The following is a 17162-nucleotide window of genomic DNA, read 5'->3' as shown; positions in this document are numbered from 1 at the left end:
CATGCGGGAGCGCGCCGGATAGATTCGGCGCCATGGCCTTCGACTTCCACCGCGCCCTGTCCCTCGGCCGCCGCGCCTACCGCCTGTTCACGGCGGTCCAGGAGATGCGCGGCGCCCGCCCCGACTCCCCCGCCCGTCCCGCACCGCCCCGGCGGCACGACGGGGGCGCACCGCTGCCCGACTTCACGGGCCGTGCGCGCGTGCAGTACGCGCCGCTGCCCGGCCCGGCCGCCGGTCCCGGCGAGGTCGTGTGGACGTGGGTGCCGTACCAGGAGATGGACGGCCGCGGCAAGGACCGTCCGGTGCTCCTCGTGGGCCGCGAGGGCGAGCACCTCCTGGGCCTCATGCTCACCACGCGGGACCGCAACGACGGCGTGCGCACGGACGCGGACTACGTGGACGTGGGCTCCGGCCCCTGGGACCGCCGCGGTCGCCCCTCCGAGGCCAAGCTGGACCGCGTGCTCCGGGTGGACCCGGCCCGGGTGCGCCGCGAGGGCGGCGTGCTGGACCCTGCCCGGTTCGAGGCGGTGGGCGACGCGCTCGCCCGCGTCCAGGGCTGGGAGCGCTGACCCTGCGCCACGGGCGCGGACCCGCGTGTCCGCCTCCCGGCTCCACGGGCCGCGGATGGTAGGGTTGTCCGCATTGTGTCCGCCGGTCGACGGGCACCCCCGGGACGTTCACACCTGGTGTTCCCCACGCCGCTCAGTCGACGGACCCGGGCACCCTCCACGACCCCCTGTTCATCCGGCGCGCGGACCCCTCCGCGTGCCTGCAGACGAAGGACCCGATTTGGCTAACATCAAGTCCCAGAAGAAGCGCATCCTCACCAACGAGAAGGCGCGCCAGCGCAACGTGGCGGTGAAGTCCGAGCTGAAGACCGCCATCCGCGCCGTCGAGAAGGCCGTGGCCGCCGGCGAGGCCGACGCCGCCGTCGCCGCCCTGCGCACCGCCTCCCGCAAGCTGGACAAGGCCGCCTCCAAGGGCGTCATCCACAAGAACAACGCCGCGAACCGCAAGTCCGGCATCGCCGCGCGCGTGAAGGCCCTCACCGCCTGATCCTCCCGCGCAGGCGACAACGGCCCCCGACCTCTCGGTCGGGGGCCGTTGTCGTACCGGTGGCGCCGCCCCTGCGGGCGCGGGCCGGGTCAGCGGCGCACCGCGGTGGCCACGCGGATCACCGCGCGCTCGACCGCGAAGTCCGGGTTGCGCGAGCCGCCCTTGACCTCCGCGTCCGCCTGGGCGATCCACTCGACCGCCTGCGCGATGCCCGCCGGGCTCCAGTGCCGCGCCGTCTGTTGGACGAACCGCACCTGGAACGGCGCGACCCCCAGGAGCGAGGCCAGCTCGTCCTGGCCGGCCCGCGCGTCGATCATCCGCGCCACCTGGCGGGCCTTGAGCGCCAGCGCGGAGGTGACCAGCACGGGGTGCACGCCGGTGGCGAGGGCGTGGCGCACGAGGGAGACGGCCCGCGCCGCATGCCCGTCCAGGGCCGCGTCCGCCACCGCGAAGCTCGTGGCCTCCACCCGACCGCCGTAGTACGTCTCCACCGCCTCCTCGGTGACGGGTCCCTCCACGTCCTCGATCAGCTGTCGGCACGCCGAGGCCAGATCCGTGAGGGAGGACCCCGCGGCCCGCAGGAGGGCGCGTGCGGCGTCCTCGTCGATCCGCTTCCGGGCCTCCCGGAACTCGGCCTGCAGCAGGGCGAGGCGGTCCTCGTCCCGCTTCAGCGCCGGGCACTCCACCACCGTGCCGGCCTTCGCGACGGCGTCGATCAGCTTCTTGCCCCGGTTGCCGCCGGCGTGCCGCATCAGGACGGTGACGTCGTCCGCGCCGGGGCCCGCCTCGACCAGGCGGAGGGCGTCCTCGAGGAAGGCGTCGTTCATCGACTCGAGCCCGTCCACGCGGATGAGGGTGGGCTCGGCGAACAGGGACGGACTCGCGGCCTGAGCGAGCTGGCCGGACTGGTACTCCCCCGCCCGGAACGTGTGGGTCTCCAGGGACCCGTGGTGCTCGTGCAGCGCGGCGAGGACCCGGTCCGTGACCCAGCGGGCCGCGTAGTCCTCGGGGCCCCGCAGCAGCATCAACGGCCCCGGCTGGGCCTGGCGCCAGGCGAGCGGATCGGCGCCGCGGGCACCGCGGGAGGGACGGGAGCTGCGTGCGGCGGACATGGTCTCCATCCTAGGCGGGGCGGTCGGCGGTCCTTCGATGTGGGTGGGCTGTGCCGGAGGCTCTCCTACCCCCGTCTTCGAGGCTCATCTGGGGTGGCGATGTAGTGGTGGTAATCCTGTACGGGTAAAACCTCTATCCGCTGTCCGAACACCGTTCGTCAATAATGAACATTGTTTTCTCGCGCACCGCGCGTCAGGGTGCTCCAGCCGGTGCCCGCACGGTCACCGCACGCACGGACCCGTCCGAGGCGGGCACCAGGGCGAGGGTGCCGTGGAGGTCGGTGCGCGCCACCGGCCCGAGCCGCTCGAGACCGGAGATCGTCACCGGGTGGGGATGGCCGTAGTCGTTGTCCGCGCCCACGGACACCACATGCAGGCGCGCCCCCACCGCCTCGGGGACGTCCAGGCCGCCGTTGCGGGCCCCGTGGTGGGCCACCTTGAGCACGTCCACCCGCGGGGGCGGGGAGGCATCGGACCGGCGCCCGGCCGCCCACGCCGCGCTCGCGGTCTCCTCCAGGTCCCCCGTGACGAGCGTGCGGACCGCTCCCCCGTCCCCCTCCACCGTGACCAGCAGCTGGGCCGAGGCGTCGTTGTGCTCGGCGGCCCGCGGGTCTGCCAGCAGGACCTCCCATCGCACCTCCCAGCCGGTCCGCCCCGCCGCACCCGCCTGTCCCGTGGCCAGCGGCACCGACCCCACCGGCGGCGGCATCCCCGGCTCCTCCCGTCCGGCCCCGCCGCTGCCCGACCACGCCCCGTGGCGCACCTCCGCCGGCGCGAGGCCCCCCGAGAGTCCGGCTGCCCCGGCGGCGTGGTCGGCGTGCAGATGCGTCACCAGGAGGGCGTCCACCTGTTCCACGTGCAGGTCCTCCAAACACCGCCGCGCCGCGTCGGGATCCGGGCCGGCATCCACCACCACGGCCGACGCCGGGCCCGAGCGGAACACCGCCATGTCCCCCTGGCCGACGTCGCAGAACGCCAGTGCCCAGCCCTCCGGCGTTACCCCCGCCGGACGCGGCACCACGACGGCGGCGCCCGTCCCCAGGGCGGCCGTCACCAGCACTCCGGTGAGCACTCCCCCCGCGGGCAGCCGGTCCCGCGCCGGCGGGGCGGAGCGGCCGACCCGGCGGACCGGGGCCCGCGGGGTGCGCTCCAGGACCAGCACGAGCCGGAACCCGGCCAGCGTGGCCACCGTCAGCAGCACGCCCAGGGAGAGGCCGAGGGCTCCCCCGGGCCATGGCCGGACCGCCCCCGGAACGTCGGCGGCCGTCAGGGCCACCGCCCCGATCCAGGCCGCCGGCCACTGGATGACCGCCACCAGCGCCCCGGCCAGCGCCGGAGCGGGCAGCACGACCGCGGCGGCGAGGGTGCCCAGCACCGTCACCGGCGCCACGGCCGGGGCCGCGACGAGGTTCGCCGGGACGGACCATGTGCTGACGGTGCCGGTCATGGCCAGGAGGATCGGCTGGCACGCCAAGTGCGCCGCCACGGTCACGGCGAGGGAGGACGAGAGCCAGCGGGCCGGCACGTCGGGCAGGACGCGGACGAGGTGGCCGTGCAGCCACCCGTCGGCCGGCGCGGCGGCGAGGACGATCCCGGCGGTGGCCGCGAGCGAGAGGTGGAAGGCGACCTCGCCGGCCAGGGAGGGTGCCGCCACGAGCAGGACGGTGCCGCCCGCGCTGAGCAGGGAGAACGCCTGCCGACCCCGCCCCAGGAACACCGCGAGCGCGCCGAGCCCGCCCATGACGGCGGCGCGGAGCACGGAGGGTTCGGGCCCCACGATGACGACGAACACGGCCAGGGAGCCGAGGGCCGCGGCGGTGACGGCGGCGCGGGGCAGGCGGAGGGTGCGCAGGAGCAGGGTGACGGCGCCCATGAGGAGGGCGCAGTTGGCCCCGGAGACGGCGGAGAGGTGGGAGAGGCCGGCGTCCTTCATGGCCTGATCGAGCTCCGGGGACTGGGCGGTGCGATCCCCGAGGACGAGGCCGGGGATGAGCTGGGGCGCGGTGCCCACGCCGTCGGCGGCGGCATGGCGCAGGGCGGCGCGCAGGGCGTCCCGGCCGGTGGTCGTGGGGGTGTCGGTCCCGGGGTTGGTGGTCCCGCAGGCGCCGGCGGTGGGGGTGGCCTGTGCGGCGACGAACACGGTGCCGTCGCGCGCCTCGGGCACGCCGACCAGGCACAGGCGCGGGGTGCGGGTGGGGGCGGTGCCGGGGCCGGTGAGGACGACGTCGACGGCGGGGGCGAGGGTTCGGGGCGGGTGGCCGAGGCGTTCCACGCGAGCGGGCTGGTGCCAGCGGGGCCCGAAGCGGGCGTCGGAGGCGGTGGGCTCCCCCGTGGGCACGACTTCGAGGCGGAGGGCGCGGGCGTCGGCCACCGCCTGGGGCCAGCCCACGTGTTCGGCTCCCGCGCGGTCGAGGGAGACGTGCTGGACGAGAAGGGCGCTGGCGGCCCCGGCCAGGACGCAGGCGGTGAGCAGTCCACGCCGTCGCCCGTCCGGGTGGGGGCGGCCGAGGGCCAGGCGGAGTCCGGCCGCCGCCGCGAGCGCCAGGCAGCCGACCGAGACGACGGCGGAGGCCCCGGACGGCCACGTCGGCGCGGCCTGCCCGAGGAGGAGGCAGGTCAGCAGGGCGGGGACCCATCGGGCGTCGACGGGTGCGGGGGCGCGGTCGGCCATGGGTGCCGTTCACCACGTGACGTGGTCGGCCAGCCGGTCCAGGGTCGCGGGGCCGATCCCGGGGACGGCGTCGAGGTCCTGCAGGCCGGTGTAGGGGCCGACGGACTGACGGTGGTCGATGATCTTCTCCGCGGTGGCCGGGCCGACCCCGGGGAGGGTCTCGAGGGCGGCGGCGTCGGCCGTGTTGAGGTCCACGCGGTCGTCGCCGGGGGCCGCCGCGGCTCCTCCGGTTCCCCCGGCTGTGGAGCTGTCGGTGCTCCCGGGCCCGGCGGCGGCATCGGCGGCCGCACCGGGGCCGGCGGTGTCGGGTGTGAGGTCGGTGTCCGCGTCGGGGACCACCACCTGTTGGCCGTCGGCCACGGGGGCGGCCAGGTTGATCCTGTCGGTGCGTGCGTCTCCGCTCGCTCCGCCGGCGGCGGCGACCGCGTCGGACACCCGGGCGCCGGGGGTCAGCTCGACGACGCCGGGGCGGCGGACCTGACCGACCACGTGGACGCGGAGGACCGCGGGACCGGTGGCCGCACCCGGGCCACCGGCGGGCCCGCTCGGGTCTGCGGCCGCCGGGTCGGAGCCCGCGGCCGAGGCTGCGGTGCCTGCGCTGGCCCCGGCGTCTGCGCCGGCCGCGGCGGAGGGCGCCGCCGGGACACCGGGAACCCCGGGTGATGCTGGGGCCGGCGCGGCCGGCGCCGCCGCGGAGGGTCCCGCCACGGACGGCGGCACGGGCGAGGTCAGCCAGCGCACCGCCCACCAGGCCGCGGCGGCGACCAGGACGAGGAGCAGGGCCGTGCCGGCGGCGCGCCAGCGCAGCAGTGGGGCACGGTCCGGGGGCCGCTCCCAGTCCGGGGAGACCGGACGGAGGTCGGCGGCGGTGACCGGCGGGTCGGCGGGGGCGCCGGGGCGGGACGGGTCGAGGAGGGGGGCGCTCACGGAGCCAGCGTGCGCTCCGGTGCGTCTCCTGCGCCCCTCCCGCACCCGGCACGGTGGACGCCCCGCCCGGGCGGGGCGCCTGTGCAGGAGTGGTCAGCCCTCCGGAGCGGTGTCCGGGTCGAGGGGCACGGCCACCACGGCCAGCGCGCCGAGGCCCACGTGGGCGGCGAGCACGGCCGGCAGCGGGACGGCGGGCACGGGGGTGGCCGAGTGCGGCTGGAGCCGCTCCACGAGGGTCTGCGCGCCGACCTCGTCGCCGTAGGTGTGCACGGCCACGCGCAGCCGCGAGCGCGCCGCGCGGTCGGCCACGAGCTCCACCATCCGGTCGATCGCCCGCGCCGTGGTCCGGGGCCGGTCCGCCAGGTGCAGGGCGCCGTCGTCGAGGGACAGCACGGGCCGGACCTGCAGGAGCGTGCCGAGCAGGGAGGACACCGCGCCCACGCGGCCGCCGCGGCGCAGCGGCTCGAGACTGGGGACCGTCACCAGCACGGTGGCCCCGGTGACCGCCGCCCGCGCCCGCGCCACGACCTCGTCGACCGGGCGGCCGAACCCGGCTTCGACGGCGGCGTCCATGACCCCCATGCCCAGGGCGAGCCCCGCGGTCCGGGAGTCCACCACGCTGACGGGGCACGGCGCGTCCACCGCGGCCAGGCTCGCGGCCTCCACCGTGCCGGAGAGCTCCCCGGACAGGTGCACGGACACGATCCGTGCGTAGCCGGCGCGGGCGAGGTCGGCGTACACGGCCCGGAAGGCCCCGGGTGAGGGGCGGGAGGTCCGCACCGGCGTGCCCGCGGCCAGGGCGAGCGGCAGGTCGAGGGCGAGGTCGTCGTCGCCCTCGGTGTGGATCTGGTCCCCGACCATCACGGCCAGCGGGACCTGCCGGATGCCCGCGGCGAAGGGGTGGGCGAGCACCGCGTCCGGCAGGGCCGCGGAGGAGTCGGTGACGATCGCGGTGCGGTCCCGGCGCGGGGGGCGCAGCCCGTAGCGGGCGCGACCCACGAGCTGGCCGCGGCGCGCCCGCAGGCGTTCGACGGCGTCGTCCCGCCAGGCCTCGATGCTCGCCATGCCCGTCTCCTTCCGCGGTCGGGGGCCTGGGTCAGCGGATCACGAGGTTCACGAGCTTGGGCTCGCGCACGATCACCTTGACGATCTCCGCGTCCCCGATGAAGTTCCGCACCTTCTCCGACGCCCGGGCGCGCTCCTCGAGGTCCGCGGCGGTGATGTCCGCGGGGACCTGCAGCTGGTCGCGGACCTTGCCCTTGACCTGGACCACCGCGGTGACGGTGTCCTCCACCAGGAGGGACTCGTCCACGGCCGGCCAGCCGGCGCGCACCACCGAGGGCTCGTGGCCGAGCATGACCCACATGTCCTCGGCGGCGTACGGGGCCACGAGGGACAGCAGGATCGCCACGGCCTCGGCGGCCTCGCGCACGGCGGGGTCGCCCGCGCCGGCGCCGGCGTCGATCTCCTTGCGGGCCGCGTTGACGAGCTCCATGGTCTTGGCCACCACCACGTTGAACTTGTGGTCCTCCACCAGCTTCGCGGCGTCGTGCAGGGTGCGGTGTGTGACGCGGCGCAGCGCCAGGGCGCCGTCGGCGGGATCGCCCGCCTGCCCCCCGGACGCGCGCACGTCCCGGGCCAGACGCCAGGCGCGCGCCAGGAAGCGGCCGGCGGCGGCGGGGGCGACGTCGGCCCAGTCCACGTCGTCCTCGGGCGGGGAGGCGAACACCATGGTGGTGCGCACCGCGTCCACGCCGAACTCGTCCAGCTGCCGGCCCAGGTCCACGCCGTTGCCGAGGGACTTGGACATCGCCTTGCCGCCGTTGAGCACCTGGCCCTGGTTGAGCAGGGCGCGGAAGGGCTCGGTGAACGGCACCAGGCCCAGGTCGTGCAGGGCCTTGGTGAAGAACCGGGCGTAGAGCAGGTGCAGGATGGCGTGCTCCACGCCGCCGACGTACTGGTCCACCGGCAGCCAGGTCCGCACCAGCTCGGGGTCGAACACCCGGTCCTCGTCCCACGGGGACGCGTAGCGCAGGAAGTACCAGGAGGAGTCCACGAAGGTGTCCATGGTGTCCGAGTCGCGCTTCGCCGGCGCCCCGCACTCCGGGCACGGCACGTTCACCCAGTCCTCGGCGGCCGCCAGCGGCGACTGCCCCTTGGGGGCGAGCTGCTCGCCCTTGAGGTCGGTGGGCAGGGTGACGGGCAGCTGGTCCTCGGGGACGAGGACCTCGCCGTGCTCGGGGCAGTGGATCACGGGGATGGGGGTGCCCCAGAAGCGCTGGCGGGACAGGAGCCAGTCGCGCAGGCGGTACGTGGTGGTCCCCCGGCCGGTGCCCCTGGCCTCGACGATCTCCACGGCGCGCGCGATCGCGTCCGCCCTGCTCAGCCCGTCCAGCTCGCCGGAGTTCACGAGGGTGCCCTCGCCCGTGGTGGCGACGCCGGTCTCGGCCGGGTCCTCCTCGCCGGTGTCCAGGACCACGCGCACGGGCAGGTCCATGGCACGGGCGAAGTCGAGGTCGCGCTGGTCGTGCGCGGGCACGGCCATGATGGCGCCGGTGCCGTAGTCGGCCAGCACGTAGTCCGAGGCCCACATCGGCAGGCGCTCACCGGTCAGCGGGTTCACGGCGTGCCGGCCCAGGAACACGCCCGTCTTGGGGCGGTCCGTGGCCTGGCGCTCGATGTCGGAGGCCTTCTTCAGCTCCTCGCGGTACGCCTCGAGGTCGGCGCGGTGGGCGTCGTCGACCAGCTCGAGGGCGAGCGGGGCGTCCGCGGCCACCACCATGAAGGTGGCCCCGTGCAGGGTGTCCGGGCGGGTGGTGAACACCGGCACCACGGGCCCGTCCTCCATCTGGAACTCCACGGTGGCGCCCTCGGAGCGGCCGATCCAGTTCCGCTGCATGGCCAGCACGCGCTCGGGCCAGTGGCCGGTGAGCTGGTCCATGTCGTCCAGCAGGGCGTCGACGTACTCGGTGATGCGGAAGTACCACTGGTTCAGGGTGCGCTTGGTGACCTCGGCGCCGCAGCGCTCGCAGGCGCCGTCCACGACCTGCTCGTTGGCCAGGACCGTCTGGTCCTGCGGGCACCAGTTCACGGGCGAGTCCTTGCGGTACGCCAGGCCCTTCCTGTGCAGCTGCTGGAACAGCCACTGGGTCCACCGGTAGTACTCCGGGTCCGAGGTGTGCAGCTCCCGGGACCAGTCCACGGCGATCCCGTACCGCTGGAACGAGCCCTTCTGGGTCTCGATGTTCGCGTACGTCCACTCGGCCGGGTGCGCGTTGCGCTTGATCGCGGCGTTCTCCGCCGGCAGCCCGAAGGAGTCCCAGCCGATCGGGTGCAGGACGTCGTACCCGCGCTGCATCCAGTAGCGGGCCATCACGTCGCCCATGGCGAACGCCTCGGCGTGGCCCATGTGCAGGTCGCCGGAGGGGTACGGGAACATGTCCACGACGGTGCGGGTCTTGGTCCCGTCGCCGCGCGGGGTGAAGGTCCCCGCCTGCTCCCACCAGCCGGCCCAGCGGGCCTCGACGTCGGCGAAGGAGTACTCGGCGTCCGCGGGGATCTGCGGGGTGGCCGGGGTGGCGTTCGGGAACGTCTCGCTCACGCTGTTCGGTGTCCTTGCTGCTCGAGGGAGTGGGTGGGGGCGTCCGGCCCCGGGCACGGGGCGGACCCGGCCATCCTACGTGCCGGCCCGCGGCCCCCGCCGGAGGCGGCGCGGCCGTTCGCCGCAGTGGACCCGGACGACGACGGCGCCCCCGTCCCACCCGGGACGGGGGCGCCGTGGCGCCGGTGGGTGGTGCGTCAGCGGGCCAGGTGGCGCGCCAGCGGTCCGGTGATCAGATAGGTGCAGTCGCTCTGGACGTTCGCGAAGAGGGTGCCGCCCATGCCGAAGCAGGGACCGGCCCACTCGCCGCGCTCGGCTAGGTCCTTGGCGAGCGCCACGGAGCCGGTGCGCTCGGTGAAGGCCACCAGGTGGTTCGGGTCGGAGCCGTCCTCGGCGATGACCACGCCGCCCCACGGGGAGACCGTGATGTTGTCCGGGGAGTCGACGTAGTCGCCCACGGCCCAGTGCTCGACCAGCGTCATGGTCTGCTCCGCGAAGGAGTAATAGACGACCATGCCCTGGTCCGCCACGACGCCCGGGAACTCGCCCTCGGAGGTGCGGGACAGCGTGAAGAACAGGCCCTGGCCGTCGGCAGCGGTCCAGACGCCCTCGATCTTGCGGTGCTGTGTGGCGCCGGGGAACTGGGTGCGCAGCTCGGACTCCTGCGCCTGGCGGTCCTCGCCGCCGTCGATCCAGCGCACGGGGTAGGCCTTGCCGAGGTCGGCCTCGGTGAGCTGGCCGCAGTGGCCCAGGGCCTCGCCGTCGCGCACCAGCTGCGCGGCCTGCAGGACGCCGTCCTGCGGGCCGAGCTGGTCGGCGATGCCGGCGTGCAGGGTGACGCCCGCGGGGGCGGTCCAGCGGTAGAACAGGCCGCCCTTGGTGTCCTCGGTGAGGTACGCGGAGGCGCGGTCGGGGCCGATCTCGGCGCCCTCCCACACGGCGCGGCCCCACGCGGTGATGGGGCGCGGCACTTGGCGGGACACCTCGGCGGGGAAGACCTCGAACACGTAGCCGTGATCCTTCTGCAGGGTGTAGGTGGCGCCGTCGACGGAGCTGGTGACCTGCTCGCCGGCGCGCTGGGTGGTCTCCTCGCAGGAGAGCCAGGAGCCCCACGGGGTGGTGCCAATCACGGAGCCGCCGCGGTCGTCCAGCAGCGGCTCGACGCCGATGGTGCTGACGCGCACGGCCTTGAAGCCGCGCGGCATGGCGACCATGCCGTCCTCGGACAGGGCGGGCAGGCGGACACCGTCGGCGACCGCGGTGGCGCCGTGGCGGGCGGAGGCGGCGCCGCGACGGCCCGGGGCGGCGGAGGCGACGGGGGCCGCGGTGACGGCGGCGGCCAGGGCGGCGCCGGTGCCGGCGACGAAGGAGCGACGGGTGAGATCCATGGCGGTGGTCCTCTCGTGGGTGGTGCTCTGACGGGACGCCTCCCCTGAGACCCGTCGCGGGTGACCAGACCCCGGTCCCGCGCTGAACCCGTCCCCACCTGCGGATGAGCCGCAGACGACCCCGTCCGCGGCCCGGCCGTGCCGCGCGGCTAGCCTGGACGAGTGCGCCTCCTCCCCCGCCGCCCGGATCCCGAGCGCCCGCCCCGCGTGCGACTCCGGGACCTGATGCTGATCCCGCGGCCCCACGCCTCCTCGACCGCACTCACGGGCTCCCCCGCGCGGACCCTCCGGCGCCGGGACGTCCCCGTCCCCGATCCGGTGAGCGGCGCCGTCGTGCCCGTGGCCGTATGGGAGGACGGACCGGCCGGGCCGGGCACGGCCACGGACGGGGCGGAGGGTCCGAGACCGCCGCTGGTCCTCGTGCACGGATTCCGGGGCGACCATCATGGTCTGGCACTGGTGGCGGACGCCCTGCCCGAGTTCGCCGTCCACGCGGTGGAGCTGCCGGGCTTCGGCGACTCCGCGCCCTTCCCGGCCGCGCCGCACACGGTGGCGCACCACGCCGCCGCGGTCCGGGACGCCGTCGACGCCCTCGGCCTCGCGGAGCCGCCCGTGCTCGTGGCGCACTCGTACGGCACGATCGTGGCCGCGCACCTCGTGGCCGCGGACCCGGCGCGCTGGCGTGCGCTCGTCCTGCTCAACCCCATCGCCGAGCCGGCCCTGGGCGCCTCGGGGTCCCTGCTCGCCCGCGCCGCCGCGGCGGCCGTCCAGGGGTACTACGAGCTCGCGGCGCGGCTGCCCGAGCGTGCCGGACGCGCCCTGCTGGGCGCGCCCCCCATGGTGTGGGCCACCACGGTGCTGATGACCCGCACGGACGACCGGCGCGTGCTCGCCCACACCCACGACCAGCACCGGCGGCACTTCTCCCGGTTCGCCTCCCGGCGCATGCTCACCGAGGCCTACCGCGCCTCCACCACGTCCAACGTCGCCGAGGCGGCCGGCGGCCTGGTCCTGCCGGTGACCCTCGTCGCAGGGGTCGAGGACCCCCTCGGCTCCCCCGCGGCGCAGCGGTCCCTGGCCGCCGCGATCGACGCGGCCGGCGGCACGGCGGACCTGCACCTGCTCGAGGGAGTCGGCCACCTGCTGCACTACGAACGGCCCGTGGAGTGCGCCGCCCTCATCCGCCAGGCGGCGCGCGCCACCTGAGGTGCCCCCCGGGGGTCTGGATCAGAGCACGCCGGGCGGGTCCAGGCGCAGGCGCACCGGCGGCTGCTCCCGGCGGGCGCTCGCGGCGGCGCGGGCCGCCCGCAGCACGACAGCCGTCTCCGCGGCGGCCGCGTACGGGAACAGCAGCAGTGCCCGGTGGCGGGTCTCGTCCGCGCTGTCCGGGACGGGGCCGATCCACGGCAGGGGCGGCAGCGCCGGAGCCGGGGCGCCGGCGTCGCCTGCGGCGGCACGGCGCTCGCGACGGGCGGCCTCCACGAGCTCGAGGTACTCGGCCACGGCGGCGGCCGTCCCCGTGACCTCCGCGATCCGCCAGGCCGGCGGCAGGCGCAGCTCGCGGCGCTCGGCCAGGAGCCGGCCGGCGAAGCCCTGCGGATCGCGCCGGACCAGGGCCCCCACCACCGCCTCGTGCTCCGCGGTGACCACCACCACGCCCCCCTGGTGGGCCGGCCGCACGAGCGCGGCCGCGGCCAGCCAGCGGGAGAGCACCTGCGCGGGGACGTCCAGTCCCTCCCGCTGCAGCTGGACGTCGCCGTCCAGGAGCAGGGCCGCCGCGTAGCCGCCCTCGGCGCGCGGCTCGGCGCCCACCGTGGCCACCACGAGCGCCGGCCCGTCCCCCACGGTGCCCAGCCGGTGGTCCGCCGAGGAGGAGTGCACCGGCACCCGGGGGAAGGCCCGCCCCAGCTCCTCGGCGGTGCGGTCCACGCCGCGCGCCCCGGCGCGCACCCCCGCGGCGCCGCACTCGGTGCAGCGGAAGCCCCGCTCCCGGGTGCCGCACCAGCGGCAGGCAAGCTCGCCCCGGGCGGCCGCGGCGCGGTCGCGGAAGGCCAGCGGGCCGGCGCACGCCCGGCACCGGGCGGGGGTGCGGCACCGGTCGCAGACCACGGCGGGGATGAAGCCGGCCCGGGCCACCTGCACGAGCACGGGGCCCGGAGCCGGACCGGTCAGCGCCGTGCGCGCGGCCTCCCACGCCGCGTGCGGCAGCCGGGCACGGCGGGCGAAGGGGTCCCGGGCCGCCTCCCACGAGTCCGCGGAGGCCACCACACGCGGGCCGGCCTCGCGCTGGGCCGGGCGCAGGGCGGACATCTCCAGCAGCCACCCCGACTCCACGAGCCGCTGCACGGGCACGGAGCGGGACGGCCCTGCGCACAGCACCGCGGCCCCCTCCTGGCGGGCCCGCTCGAGCACCGCCTCCCGGGCGTGGAAGTACGGGGCGCGCGGCTCGGCGTAGGCGTCGTCGGCGTCGTCCCACAGGACCACCAGGCGCAGGTCCGGCACGGGCGCCCAGGCCGCGGCCCGCGTGCCCGCGGCCACGCGCACCCGCCCCGTCACGAGGGACAGGTGGGCCCGGTAGCGCGGGGTGTTCCCGTCCTCCGAGCCGATCCGCACGAACCCCTCCGGTCCGAGCTCCGCCGCGAGCGCGGCGGAGAGCCGGTCCAGGTCCCGGTGGTCCGGGACCAGCAGCAGGACGCCGCCGCCCGCGTCCGCCACCACGCCGGCCAGGGAGGCCAGGGCCGCGGCCTCGTCCCACTCGCCCAGCCGGGACGGGACGACGGCGGCGGCCCGGACGGCGTCGCCGGCCACGGCCGACGCCACGAACGCGGTGCCGCCCTCGAGCGACTCCCACACCGTCGGCGCGGTCCGCGCGGTCGCGGCGCCGGGGGTGTCCGAGGCGGCGTCCTCGGAGACCGGGTGGTCCGTGACGGGTCCGGTGTCCGCGGCGGCGAGGAACTCCCTCTCCACACCCGCCACACGCACGGGCACGGCGGAGCGCAGGACGTCCGTGACGACGCCGGCCTGCCGCGCGGCCACGGCCCGTGCCGCCGCCAGGACCTCCTCGGTCAGCGGGGGGATCGCCGTGGGCACCGCGGACAGCGCGGTGAGCTGGGCGCCGGTGGACGGCTGCGCCACGCGCGCCACGAGCCAGCCGGTCATCTCCCGCCCGCCGAAGCGCACGGTGACGCGGGAGCCTGGCACGGCTCGCGCGTCGAGGGCGGGCGGGACGAGGTAGTCGAACTCGCGGTCCAGGTGCGGGACGGGCGTGTCGATCAGCACCCGGGCCACCGGGTCCTCCGGCCAGCCCTCGGCGGACTCAGGCAGCCGGGGGGCGTCCTGGGCCTCGGTGAGGCTGAACAGCGCGTCCGTGGCGGCTCACACCCCGGCGGCGCGGCGCAGCTCGTCCACCCGGTCGGTGCGCTCCCACGTGAAGTCCGCCTCCTCACGCCCGAAGTGACCGCTCGCGGCCGTCTTGCGGTAGATGGGCCGCAGCAGGTTCAGCGCCTTCACGATCGCGGCCGGACGCAGGTCGAAGACCTCGTTCACGGCGGCGATGATGGTGTCCTCCGGGACCGTGGCGGTGCCGAAGGTGTCCACGTACAGCCCGACGGGACGGGCCGAGCCGATGGCGTAGGCCACCTGGAACTCCGCGCGGGCCGCGAGGCCGGCGGCGACCACGTTCTTGGCCACCCAGCGCAGTGCATAGGCGGCGGAGCGGTCCACCTTGGACGGGTCCTTCCCGGAGAAGGCGCCTCCGCCGTGCCGGGCCATGCCGCCGTAGGTGTCCACGATGATCTTGCGGCCGGTCAGGCCGGCGTCCCCCACCGGCCCGCCGATCACGAACTTGCCACCCGGGTTGATGATGAACCGGGTGGCGGAGACGTCCAGTCCGGAGTGCTCGAGCACGGGCCGGATCACGTGCTCGGCCACGTCCTCGCGCAGCTGCTCCTGGGACACCACGTCGTGGTGCTGCGTGGAGACCACCACGGTCTCCACGGTGCGGGGGCGATGGTCGGCGTCGTAGCCCACGGTGACCTGCGTCTTGCCGTCCGGCAGCAGGTACGGCAGGGGCGAGTTCGCCATGCGGCGCACGGCCGTGAGCCGCTCGGAGAGCCGATGGGCCAGGTGGATGGGGGTGGGCATCAGGGTGGGCGTCTCATCCGAGGCGTAGCCGAACATGATGCCCTGGTCCCCCGCGCCCTGCTCGTCAACGGTGTCCGCGGAGCCCTGCTCGCGGGCCTCGAGGGAACGGGTGACCCCCGCGAAGATGTCCGAGGACTGCTGGCCGATGGAGATGTTCACGCCGCACTGGGCGCCGTCGAAGCCGTTGGCCGAGGAGTCGTAGCCGATGTCCAGGATGGTCTCGCGGACGATCTTCGGTATCTCCACGTACGCGGACGTGTTGACCTCGCCGGCCACCTGCACCAGGCCCGTGGTGGAGAGGGTCTCCACCGCCACCTTGGCGGAGGGGTCCGCGGCGAGGATCGCATCCAGGATGGCGTCCGAGATCTGGTCGCACATCTTGTCCGGGTGGCCGGCGGTCACGGACTCGGAGGTGAACAGGCGCAGCTCGCCGCCGCCCACGCCGCGGTACGGCTCGGCGACGGTGGAGGGGCTCGACGGGGCGGTTTCGGTCATGCCGCCCAGTCTAGATCAGCGCCCGGGCGCCGGATCGGCGCCTCGCCGGGCCAGCACGCCCGCCAGCGCCTGCAGGACGGCTCCGGCGGCCTCCGCCTTGGTGCCGGTGCGGGTGATGGGCGGGTCACCCGCGGCGGAGAGGACCGTGACCTCGGTCTCGTCCTGACCGAACACCAGGCCGTGGCCGACCTCGTTGACCACGAGCAGATCGCAGCCCTTGCGGGCCAGCTTGGCGCGGCCGTACGCGAGCGGTGTGGTGTCCGCGTCCCCGGTCTCGGCGGCGAATCCGACGACGACCGGCGCCATGGGCCCGCCCGCGTCGCGGACCCGCACCGCCGTGGCGAGCACGTCCGGGGTCCGCTCGAGGACGAGGGTGGGGGCGCCGCCGTCGTCCGTCTTCTTGATCTTGTCCTCGGCCACGTGCGCCGGACGGAAGTCCGCCACCGCCGCCGCCATGACGAGCGCGTCCGCGTCCGCGGCGCGGTCCAGGACGGCCTCCAGCAGCTCCTGCGTGGACTCCACGTGCGTCACCTCCGCGCCGGCGGGCGGATCCACGCTCATGGTGCCCGCGACGAACCGCACATGCGCCCCCGCGGCCAGGGCCGCCTCCGCGAGGGCCACCCCCTGCTTGCCGGAGGAGCGGTTGCCCAGGTACCGGACGGGGTCGAGGGGCTCGCGCGTCCCGCCCGCGGTGATCACCACGGTGCGCCCGGCCAGGGGCGCCAGGGCGGGGTCCGGGGCGTGGCCGCCGTCGACACCGCCCTCCGCCGCAGCCTGCGCCGCGGCCCAGATGGCCGCGGGCTCCGGCAGGCGGCCGGGCCCGGAGTCCGCGCCGGTGAGGCGACCCGAGGCGGGCTCGACCACGGTGACCCCGCGGCCGCGCAGGGTGGCGACGTTGGCCCGGGTGGCGGGGTGGAGCCACATCTCCGTGTGCATCGCCGGGGCGAGCACCACGGGGCAGGTGGCGGTGAGCAGGACATTGCCCAGCAGGTCTGGGGCCATGCCGGCCGCAGTGCGGGCGAGCAGGTCGGCGGTGGCCGGTGCGACCACCACGAGGTCCGCACGGCGGCCGAGGTGGACGTGCTGGACCCGGTCCACCTCCGTGAACGTGTCCGACTGCACGGGCCGGCCGGACAGCGCCTCCCACGTGGGGGCGCCCACGAAGCGCAGGGCGTTCTCCGTGGGCACCACCGTGACGGCGTGCCCGGCCTCCGTCATCAGACGCAGCAGCAGGGCGGCCTTGTAGGCCGCGATCCCGCCGCTGACACCGAGCACGACCTCCATGGGACGGTCAGGCGTCCTCGTCGGCGACGTCGACGCCCTCGGTGACGTCCTCCTGCACCTGCGCCTCACGCTCCACACGCGACGGCTCGTACGCCTCGGGCTCCACGCCCTCGATCGTCGGCTCCTCGACGGTCAGATCCGCGGCGAACGGGTCGTCGTCCCCGGGCAGGTGGAAGTCGCCGAACTCCTCGTCGGCCAGTTCCGCGACACCCTGGTGGGCATGCTCCTCGCGCATCACCAGGACGTCCGACTCGACCTCGCGCAGGGCGATGGACAGCGGCTTCTCGTTCAGGTGCGTGTCGACGAGCGGGCCGACGTACTCGAACAGGCCCTCGTGGAGCTGCGAGTAGTAGGCGTTGATCTGGCGGGCCCGCTTTGCCGCGAACAGCACCAGGGCGTACTTCGAGTCCACCCGCTCCAGGAGGGAGTCGATGGGCGGGTTGACGATGCCTTCGTACTGGTCGGTCACGTGGGTCTCCAGAGGG

At 75.9% G+C, this 17162-nt stretch carries 13 protein-coding genes; 3 read left to right on the top strand and 10 right to left on the bottom strand.

Going from position 1 to position 17162, the window contains the following annotated elements; all coding sequences use genetic code 11:
* Positions 1 to 32: 32 nt before the first annotated feature.
* The gene (locus MA879_RS02580) at positions 33 to 569 is read left to right on the top strand and encodes a type II toxin-antitoxin system PemK/MazF family toxin (RefSeq protein WP_248123175.1); all 537 of its coding nucleotides are present in this window, start codon (positions 33 to 35) and stop codon (positions 567 to 569) included.
* Between the two features lie 220 nt (positions 570 to 789).
* Positions 790 to 1056, top strand: a complete 267-nt coding sequence (gene rpsT, locus MA879_RS02575) for a 30S ribosomal protein S20 (protein ID WP_135030856.1) — start codon at positions 790 to 792, stop codon at positions 1054 to 1056.
* Positions 1057 to 1145: 89 nt separating this feature from the next.
* On the opposite strand, the gene holA is transcribed toward rpsT, so the two are convergent.
* From holA to MA879_RS02545, 6 genes are all read right to left on the bottom strand, one after another.
* Positions 1146 to 2168, bottom strand: a complete 1023-nt coding sequence (gene holA, locus MA879_RS02570) for a DNA polymerase III subunit delta (RefSeq protein ID WP_248123173.1) — start codon at positions 2166 to 2168, stop codon at positions 1146 to 1148.
* 193 nt (positions 2169 to 2361) lie between these two features.
* Positions 2362 to 4839, bottom strand: coding sequence for a ComEC/Rec2 family competence protein (locus MA879_RS02565; protein ID WP_248123171.1), 2478 nt, complete (start codon positions 4837 to 4839; stop codon positions 2362 to 2364).
* A gap of 9 nt (positions 4840 to 4848) precedes the next feature.
* Positions 4849 to 5766, bottom strand: coding sequence for a ComEA family DNA-binding protein (locus MA879_RS02560; RefSeq protein ID WP_248123169.1), 918 nt, complete (start codon positions 5764 to 5766; stop codon positions 4849 to 4851).
* Between the two features lie 93 nt (positions 5767 to 5859).
* Entirely contained in the window at positions 5860 to 6831 is a 972-nt protein-coding gene (locus tag MA879_RS02555; protein WP_248123167.1) for a DegV family protein, read from the bottom strand.
* A gap of 31 nt (positions 6832 to 6862) precedes the next feature.
* Positions 6863 to 9367 carry a leucine--tRNA ligase gene (gene leuS, locus MA879_RS02550; RefSeq protein ID WP_248123158.1) on the bottom strand — a complete coding sequence of 835 codons (2505 nt, stop codon included), beginning with the start codon at positions 9365 to 9367 and terminating at the stop codon, positions 6863 to 6865.
* A gap of 197 nt (positions 9368 to 9564) precedes the next feature.
* Positions 9565 to 10755 carry an alkaline phosphatase PhoX gene (locus MA879_RS02545; RefSeq protein WP_248123156.1) on the bottom strand — a complete coding sequence of 397 codons (1191 nt, stop codon included), beginning with the start codon at positions 10753 to 10755 and terminating at the stop codon, positions 9565 to 9567.
* A gap of 162 nt (positions 10756 to 10917) precedes the next feature.
* On the opposite strand from MA879_RS02545, the gene MA879_RS02540 reads away from it, so the two are divergent.
* On the top strand, positions 10918 to 11961 hold the full coding sequence (locus tag MA879_RS02540; protein WP_248123154.1) for an alpha/beta fold hydrolase: 1044 nt from the start codon (positions 10918 to 10920) through the stop codon (positions 11959 to 11961).
* A gap of 21 nt (positions 11962 to 11982) precedes the next feature.
* On the opposite strand, the gene MA879_RS02535 is transcribed toward MA879_RS02540, so the two are convergent.
* From MA879_RS02535 to rpoZ, 4 genes are all read right to left on the bottom strand, one after another.
* The gene (locus tag MA879_RS02535; protein WP_248123152.1) at positions 11983 to 14043 is read right to left on the bottom strand and encodes a primosomal protein N' family DNA-binding protein; all 2061 of its coding nucleotides are present in this window, start codon (positions 14041 to 14043) and stop codon (positions 11983 to 11985) included.
* Between the two features lie 87 nt (positions 14044 to 14130).
* Entirely contained in the window at positions 14131 to 15393 is a 1263-nt protein-coding gene (gene metK, locus MA879_RS02530) for a methionine adenosyltransferase (protein ID WP_282447529.1), read from the bottom strand.
* A gap of 15 nt (positions 15394 to 15408) precedes the next feature.
* Complete coding sequence (coaBC, locus tag MA879_RS02525) at positions 15409 to 16677, bottom strand: bifunctional phosphopantothenoylcysteine decarboxylase/phosphopantothenate--cysteine ligase CoaBC (protein WP_248123150.1); 1269 nt, start codon at positions 16675 to 16677, stop codon at positions 15409 to 15411.
* Between the two features lie 7 nt (positions 16678 to 16684).
* Positions 16685 to 17146, bottom strand: a complete 462-nt coding sequence (rpoZ, locus tag MA879_RS12740) for a DNA-directed RNA polymerase subunit omega (RefSeq protein ID WP_248123149.1) — start codon at positions 17144 to 17146, stop codon at positions 16685 to 16687.
* Positions 17147 to 17162 lie beyond the last annotated feature (16 nt).

Source organism: Micrococcus lacusdianchii (assembly GCF_023155805.1).
GTDB classification, from domain to species: Bacteria; Actinomycetota; Actinomycetes; order Actinomycetales; family Micrococcaceae; genus Micrococcus; species Micrococcus lacusdianchii.
Note: the sequence above shows the minus strand (reverse complement) of the source record. Positions and strands in the feature narration are given on the sequence as shown.